The sequence below is a fragment of the Streptomyces sp. NBC_00885 genome (genome assembly GCF_045207475.1).
Lineage (GTDB): Bacteria > Actinomycetota > Actinomycetes > Streptomycetales > Streptomycetaceae > Streptomyces.
In genome coordinates, this window is the sequence record NZ_CP108796.1 from 8,731,246 (window position 1) to 8,737,832 (window position 6,587).

Here is a 6,587-nt window from a genome sequence, read left to right on the forward strand (position 1 = left end):
CGGCGGCGTCTTTGCCCGGGCTCCCGGGCTGTCCGGGTCGGTGTCCGGCGTGTCGGTGGCCGGTGTGCGGGGCGAGGGGCCTCTGGTCGGGGTGGCGTTAGGGGATGCCGGGGATTTCGCGGGCTGTGAATGCTTTGCGGACGGTGCCGGCTGCGTTTGTGCCGTACATGCGTTCGGCGGTTGCGATGGTTGTCAGTGCTGCGTCCTTGAAGCTGGTGTCGGGTGCGAAGCCGAACTGGGCGTTGATGATGATGCGGTCGGCGGTCCTGGCGCCGAGTGCGTTGCGGATGTCGAAGAGCGCGCGGGACCAGATCTCGCCGTCGGCGTGGACCTCCCCGACCCGGTCCCCGTATACCTTGTTTCCGTCGATGCGGCGCAGGCAGTGCGGGGCGCTGCTGTAGGTGACCGAGTCCCAGTCGGCGACGCATGCGGGGTCGGCCTTCATCGGCCAGCCGTAGGTGGCGTCCGCGTGTGCGCCGACCTCGACGGCGAGATAGTCACCGAAGGCCTCGCCGATCGAGCCGGCCTCCAGTGAGGTGCCGAAGCCCGGTACTTGGGCGTGGTGCACGGCGTGCCCGTACTCGTGGACGATCACCTCGGCGTCCTCGGCGTCGTCCACACCGCCCTTGCCGAAACGGATTTCGGCCTTTTTGTCGGTGAAGAAGGAATTGTCCGCACCCCACTGGTTGATACGGACGGGCTGGACCCGGTTGTTGGCTCCGGGCAGTTCGCTGCCGAATCCGAGGCCCTGCAGGTATTCCTGTGCCTCGTTCACCCAGAAGTAGGCCATGACCTGTTCGAACTGGTCGTCGTGCCGGGTGTACGAGCCGGCGTCGGTCGTTTTTGCCGAGGCTCCCGTGTCGGATCTCACCAGGGCCCAGGTCCCGGACAGGCCGCCGCTGGCGTCCAGGTTCCGCAGCGCGGCGACGGCGTAGGCGGAGGCCGGTACGGCCCCGGCGGCATCTTTGGCGTCGGTGAGCAGCTGATCGCCGGACGACTGGACGGGATTGACCATGAAGACGCGGGCCTGCGGCGCAGCCGGAGCGGATCCGGAGGCCGAAGCCGAACCGGCCGGTCCGGTCAGGGGGAGCAGCGCGACAGTGGCGGTGGCTGCTGCAGCCAGGCCGCGGGATGTGCGGCGAGCCATATACATCTCCCATCGGTGGGATGTGCTGAGCCGGATTCGGGGGGTGGCTCGGTGCGGGCGTGATCCTTGCGCATCATGGGTTGCTTTGGCCATGGGTCGCCCATGAATTCGCCGACGAAAGGGGTCGCCGGCAGGACAATCCGGCGCCGGAAGGGGAACGCGCCGGACGTCTCGCATCCGGTCAGGCGGCGTCGCGTGGGCTTTTCGCAGCTGCGCTCGCTCTGTGGGCAGGCGGTTCGCACAACGGGCGGGGAACCGTGGTCTGTGCCTGCACCGTGCGGACGCTCGCGCCCGGCAGGCTGCCCCGGTCGAGCCGGCCCCTTTGCTGCTCGCCGGCCGGGGGCTGACGGGCGGGATTCGGCGAACGCCTCCGGCTGCTGGGGGCCCGTATGCCCCTGCCGCCCGGTCCTCCAGCCGCTCAAGCCACCCGGCACGGCGCGACTCGGCCACCACCACCCAGGTCCCGGGTGATGGTCATACGCTCGCGGTCTGCGTGCACGTACCGTGTGCATGTACCGCGTTACGGGCCGTGCTGCGCGCGTCGGGGCGGCTGTCCTCGGCTGTGTCCGGCAGGGGTGTCAGGGCGCCGTATGCCCGCTGCGCCCAGTGCTCCGGCGTGCCCGGCCCGGCCGCCGGGAGCAGCACGCTGGTACGCGCCGGCCTGCCGTCCTCGGTCAGGGTCATGTGCTCGCCGGTCTTCTCCGCGAGAGCGACCAGGCGGCCGAAGTCCTTGACGGTGTGCGGCAGTTCGACACGGTTGATGGACGCGACGCTACCGACCGCCGGGCCCTGGCGGTCAGCCGGTCATGACGGGTTCGCGCACAGCACGCAGGACCATGTCGGCCCGGGATCGGCCAACGGCATTCACCTCGGCCGGTGGCAGCAAGCGCTGCGTCCCCGCCGGCCTCTGTCGCGAGGCCGGGGGTCGTGTGTGCGGCCCGGCGTGACGTTGGTCGGTGTGGTGTGTGTTCGGCTGCTGTGCTGGGGGTGCTGATCGGGTGGCTGGTCAGTGGTCCGGCAGCGTAGTGGCAGTGGTGCTGGTTGGCGTTCCGCCGGGGCGGGGCTGCGGGTTGGGCGGGCATGCCTGTGGCGGTGGGGGTTTGGCTTTGTCGGGGTCTGCTTGTCGTGTGGGGCGGGGGTGTGTGGCGGCGTATGCGTGTCGGGTCTTTGCCTGCAGCGGGGTGGGTGAGGACCGTGCGGGGCGTCCGGGGGCAGTGGTGGTGGCTGGTGGTGGTTGTGGGGGTGAACCAGTGGGCGTGGTTCTCGCTTCTGGCGGGTGCCTTACTGGCTGATCAGGTCCTGCAGGTCGGTGATCCGGTATCCGCGGGACTGGAAGGCTTGGATGATCCGTGGCAGTGCCTCGGCGTCGAGGACGGGGCCCGTGCCGTTCGCAGTTCCGATGTGCATCTGCAGGATTATGCCGGGGCGCAGGGCGTCCAGGGCCCGCTGCACGGCCTTGTCCGCGGTCATCGCGCCGGCGGCGCCCAGGTAGCCGTTGGTGTCGGTGGTGAACTCGATGTCGGCAAAGCCCAGTTCGTTGACGTCCGCGATGTGCTGCGGGGTGGTCTGCCCGTAGGGGAAGCGGAAGAACGGCAGCGGCACCGTCCCGGACGCGGCCCGGATGGCCCGGTTCGCGGCCAGCACCTCGCTCGCCCGCTCGTGTGCGGTGAGGTCTGCGAAGTCGGGGTGGCTGTATGAGTGGTTGCCCAGGCCGTGCCCGGCTGCCGCGATCCGGCGGACGGCTGCGGGGTTGCGGTCGGCGAAGTCACCCGTGAGGAAGAAGGTGGCCGGGGCCCTGTGGCGGTCCAGGACGGAGAGCACCGTGTCCAGGCCCCGGTCGTTCCACGCCGCGTTGAATGTCAGCGCGACCAGGCGCTGCTCGGTGCGGATCGTCCGGTTCTCCGACCCGAACAGGGCCCGCAGCCGGGCCTCGTCCCACCGCTGCACGACCACCGCCGCCCGCTGCACTGCAGCGGGACCCACGGCCGCGGGAGCTCCGGCGGTGCTCACCACTGCCGCAGCCGCCACCAGTCCGGCGGCCAGCAGCCGCCCGGACCTGAATACCGCCTTCGAGGAAACCGTCACACCCTCAGACATCGACGCAAGCGCGCTCCCGCTTGAGGGCCGGGGCCGGATCATTCACCCCGAACTCCCCGGCGCTCCAGGCAGACGTCGTCACCGCATCGTGCCCGGCGCGCGCCGGGCGGGCTGCCGGCCGCCTACCGAAGCCCTGGGACGGTGGTTCGCGGACTGCGAGCACTTGTATCGGTTCGGGGGCCGGCGGCCTGAACCCGGGGCGATGGAAACCGGCGGAACAACGCGTGGGGGTCGGGCATGATCCGCTCATGGAACGAGTCGTTGATCTTGATGAGGCGGCCGCAGTGATTGCCGAGCGGGCCGCCCGATGGCCGGCGGCCGGTCTCAGGGCCGGGCGGTTGACCTGGCGGGACGAAGCCGCGCCGTGGCCTCAGCAGCTCGAGACCGACAGGGCACTGGTGCGTGATCCTGATTCGATCGGTGTGCTGGTCTCCGGGCCGGCGGGCGCTGAGCTGTCCGTTGTGCTGTTCCGGGGCGGCTGGGCCGATGTGGACTTCGTTGCCGGCCTCGAAGACGCCGGAACGCTGCCCGCGTCCGGCATCGGTTCGGCAGCGGCATTCGGCACCCGGCTCGATCAGTGGGCGCGGCGCGTCTTCGGAGACCCTGCCCGATGAGGCAGAGCGGGAGGGCGGACGTCGCTGTGCCCGGCCTCAGCACCGGTGCCCTGCTGCTGCGCGGGCTGCTGCTCTCCATTGCCGGGGCACGCCGTTTCGGCCGGGCACCGCGGCCCGGGCTGGCCGGGATCGCCGGTCTCACCGCCGGGGGAGGGCTCGTCGCGGCGTCCGCCCCCACCCCTGGGGCCGGTCTGGTCCGGGAGCGGCTGGGCCGTGTTTGAGAACTCCCGCCTGGCCCGCGACGCCTGGCACGCACACTCGCTGCGTTGTCGGAGTCATCCAAGTACGTCCAGTACGAGGATGATCCTCCGCCTTGCGATTGCACGCACCAGACGCCGCGAGCCCCGCCCTACGGGCGGACGGCGCTAGTTCTAAAACATGGCCTAGTCTTCTGAGTCGGGAATTCTGTTCAGATATGAGGCGAGGCGTTCGAGGATCTCGTCTGCGGTCTTCGTCCAGACGTAGGGCTTCGGGTCGGTGTTCCAGGCGGCGATCCAGTTGCGGATGTCCTTCTCCAGGGCCGGGACGGACTTGTGGACGCCTCGCCGTATCTGCTTGTTGGTGAGTTCGGCGAACCACCGCTCGACGAGGTTCAGCCAGGACGATCCTGTGGGTGTGAAGTGCAGGTGGAAGCGGGGGTGGGCCAGCAGCCATTTCTTGATGGCGGGCGTCTTGTGGGTGGCGTAGTTGTCGCAGACGAGGTGGACGTCCAGGCCGGCTGGCACCTCTTTGTCGAGCTTGGTCAGGAACTTCCTGAACTCCTCGGCCCGGTGCCGGCGGTGCAGGGAGCCGATTACCTTGCCGGTGGCGACCTCGAGAGCGGCAAAGAGTGTGGTGGTACCGGCGCGGACGTAGTCGTGGGTGGCCCGCTCGGGAACCCCGGGCATCATCGGCAGCACGGGCTGGGACCGGTCCAGGGCCTGGATCTGCGACTTCTCGTCCACGCAGAACACCAGAGCCCGTTCGGGCGGGTCCAGGTAGAGACCGACGACATCGTGGACCTTGTCGACGAAGTACGGATCGGTCGACAGCTTGAAGGTCTCCGACCGGTGCGGCTGCAGGCCGAAGGCCCGCCAGATCCGGGACACCGACGACTGCGAAAGGCCCATCTCTTTCGCCATGGCCCGTGTCGACCAGTGCGTCGCGTTCTTCGGAGTGGATTCCAGCGTCTTGGTGACCACCGCGGCCACCTGCTCGTCGGTCACCGTCCTGGGACCACCCGGACGTGGCATGTCACCCAGACCGGCGATCCGGTACTGCACGAACCGGGCACGCCACCGCCCCACCGCATGAGGCGTGGAACCGAGTTGGGCCGCCACGTCCTTGTTCGAGGCACCCGCGGCGCAGGCCAGAATGATCCGACACCGCAGTGCCCACGCCTGCGGCGTGGAACGACGCCGCACCCACCCCTCCAGCGCGGCCCGTTCCTCATCCGACAGCATCAACTCGGCCTTCGGCCGCCCCATCCCCGCCATAGAGCAAGCCTACACATCTGAACAGAATTCCTGACTCAGAAGACTAGGCCGGCCGGCTCCGGGAGCCCGGGTTGCCACAGACTCTTCCAGCTCCCTGCTGTCCCGCTGCTGGTCGCCGTGCTGCTGCCCGCTTGGCCGGGACGCCCCGCCGGGGTACGGAACGGGCCCGGGACATCGGCGGGTTGGTCGGAACATGCCGGCAGCCTCGGACCGGCACCGCATCGCCTGCAGCCTCGGCCGGCGGCTCGCCCAACGGGGTGTGACACTGCCCGGGCTGGCGGAGAGAGCCGGCGTGACGGTGGTGAATCTGCCGGCAGCGAGCAACGGCCGCACCGAAGCGGTGCGATTGGCCACCCTGACAGCGATCTGCGCCGCACCGGACTGCAGCCCCGGCGGCATCCTCACTGTTCTCCCGGACTGTTTCCGGTGGGCCGGCCGGGGATGCGGAGGCCGGCCCCGCCCGGCAGTCCGCCCGGGCGGCACGCCCTCCAGCAGCCGTTTGAGTTGTTCCTTCAGTGCGGCCCGGGCACGGCCGGAAACTCTATGAAAGGGGCAGTTGGCCCCGGTTCGGGGGCCGGCCGGGTCCGGGCTGTCAGCACAGCACGCTGAGCGCCCCCGGCTGCACCCTGACCGTGACGGGAAGTGTTGCGTCGACCTCGCCGTCCGCGCCGTAGGGGATGTCCCGGTCGGCCTCGATACGGATCTCCCTGCCCCGCAGCACCTCCACCTGCGGGCGCTTGAGGTGGGCGCCCGTCTTGAGCTCGTTCATCATGGTGAAGAACAGCCGCTTGGGCGCGTGCTGGATCACGACGACGTCCAGCAGCCCGTCGTCGAGCCGCGCGCCCGGCGCGATGTGGCGGCCGAAGCCGTAGAAGCCCGAGTTTGCGGCGACGACCGTGTAGCCGCGCCGCTCGTGGATCACGCCGTCGACCGTGATGCGGTACGCGGCGGGCCGCCACGTCACCACGGCCCGCAGTCCGCCCGCGTAGTACGAGGCGGCACCGCGCAGCAGCCGGGAGGTGTTGGCATGCCGGTTGGCCACCGCGTCGACGCCCGCGTACACACTGCCCAGTACGGATGTCCTGTCATGGACGGCCGATTCGACCTCGATGGTGTCGATCGGCTTCGGTGTGCCGTGCAGCAGCACCTCGGCGAGGGCGGAGGGGTCGGCGGGCAGCGTGAGCGCCCGGGCGAAGTCGTTGCCGCGGCCGGCCGGTACGAGCCCGAACACGGTGTCCGTGCCGCTGAGCGCGC

At 70.0% G+C, this 6,587-nt stretch carries 8 protein-coding genes; 3 read left to right on the forward strand and 5 right to left on the reverse strand.

From position 1 onward, the window contains the following. Window positions 1-97: 97 nt before the first annotated feature. The 3 genes from OHA61_RS39820 to OHA61_RS39830 form a co-directional block, all read right to left on the reverse strand. Entirely contained in the window at window positions 98-1,147 is a 1,050-nt protein-coding gene (locus OHA61_RS39820; protein WP_406301061.1) for a M36 family metallopeptidase, read from the reverse strand. Window positions 1,148-1,621: 474 nt separating this feature from the next. Then, window positions 1,622-1,831, reverse strand: a complete 210-nt coding sequence (locus OHA61_RS39825; protein ID WP_406301060.1) for a hypothetical protein — start codon at window positions 1,829-1,831, stop codon at window positions 1,622-1,624. A 597-nt stretch (window positions 1,832-2,428) separates the two neighbouring features. Beyond that, window positions 2,429-3,244, reverse strand: coding sequence for a polysaccharide deacetylase family protein (locus OHA61_RS39830; protein ID WP_406301059.1), 816 nt, complete (start codon window positions 3,242-3,244; stop codon window positions 2,429-2,431). Between the two features lie 248 nt (window positions 3,245-3,492). Here OHA61_RS39830 and OHA61_RS39835 point away from each other — a divergent pair, with 248 nt between their 5' ends. Together OHA61_RS39835 and OHA61_RS39840 are read left to right on the forward strand one after the other, a co-directional pair. Continuing rightward, the gene (locus tag OHA61_RS39835) at window positions 3,493-3,858 is read left to right on the forward strand and encodes a hypothetical protein (RefSeq protein WP_406301058.1); all 366 of its coding nucleotides are present in this window, start codon (window positions 3,493-3,495) and stop codon (window positions 3,856-3,858) included. Beyond that, complete coding sequence (locus OHA61_RS39840) at window positions 3,855-4,079, forward strand: hypothetical protein (RefSeq protein ID WP_406301057.1); 225 nt, start codon at window positions 3,855-3,857, stop codon at window positions 4,077-4,079. Before OHA61_RS39835 ends, OHA61_RS39840 begins: the two co-directional genes overlap by 4 nt. A gap of 162 nt (window positions 4,080-4,241) precedes the next feature. Here the strand turns inward: OHA61_RS39840 and OHA61_RS39845 are convergent, their stop codons facing one another. Next, window positions 4,242-5,324 carry an IS630 family transposase gene (locus tag OHA61_RS39845; RefSeq protein WP_406307235.1) on the reverse strand — a complete coding sequence of 361 codons (1,083 nt, stop codon included), beginning with the start codon at window positions 5,322-5,324 and terminating at the stop codon, window positions 4,242-4,244. 202 nt (window positions 5,325-5,526) lie between these two features. Here OHA61_RS39845 and OHA61_RS39850 point away from each other — a divergent pair, with 202 nt between their 5' ends. After that, a complete protein-coding gene (locus OHA61_RS39850; protein ID WP_406301056.1) occupies window positions 5,527-5,880 on the forward strand; it encodes a helix-turn-helix domain-containing protein in 354 nt (117 codons plus the stop codon). A 45-nt stretch (window positions 5,881-5,925) separates the two neighbouring features. On the opposite strand, the gene OHA61_RS39855 is transcribed toward OHA61_RS39850, so the two are convergent. Next, window positions 5,926-6,587, reverse strand: a 662-nt coding sequence (locus tag OHA61_RS39855; protein WP_406307233.1) for a diacylglycerol kinase family protein, incomplete at its 5' end; no start/stop codon positions are given.

Excerpts from the sequence above, each read along its gene's own strand:
- OHA61_RS39825 (WP_406301060.1), bottom strand. The coding sequence starts at position 1,831 with ATGACCCTGACCGAGGACGGCAGGCCGGCGCGTACCAGCGTGCTGCTC.
- OHA61_RS39850 (WP_406301056.1), top strand. The coding sequence starts at position 5,527 with ATGCCGGCAGCCTCGGACCGGCACCGCATCGCCTGCAGCCTCGGCCGG.
- OHA61_RS39835 (WP_406301058.1), top strand. The coding sequence starts at position 3,493 with ATGGAACGAGTCGTTGATCTTGATGAGGCGGCCGCAGTGATTGCCGAG.
- OHA61_RS39840 (WP_406301057.1), top strand. The coding sequence starts at position 3,855 with ATGAGGCAGAGCGGGAGGGCGGACGTCGCTGTGCCCGGCCTCAGCACC.
- OHA61_RS39830 (WP_406301059.1), bottom strand. The coding sequence starts at position 3,244 with ATGTCTGAGGGTGTGACGGTTTCCTCGAAGGCGGTATTCAGGTCCGGG.
- OHA61_RS39820 (WP_406301061.1), bottom strand. The coding sequence starts at position 1,147 with ATGGCTCGCCGCACATCCCGCGGCCTGGCTGCAGCAGCCACCGCCACT.
- OHA61_RS39845 (WP_406307235.1), bottom strand. The coding sequence starts at position 5,324 with ATGGGGCGGCCGAAGGCCGAGTTGATGCTGTCGGATGAGGAACGGGCC.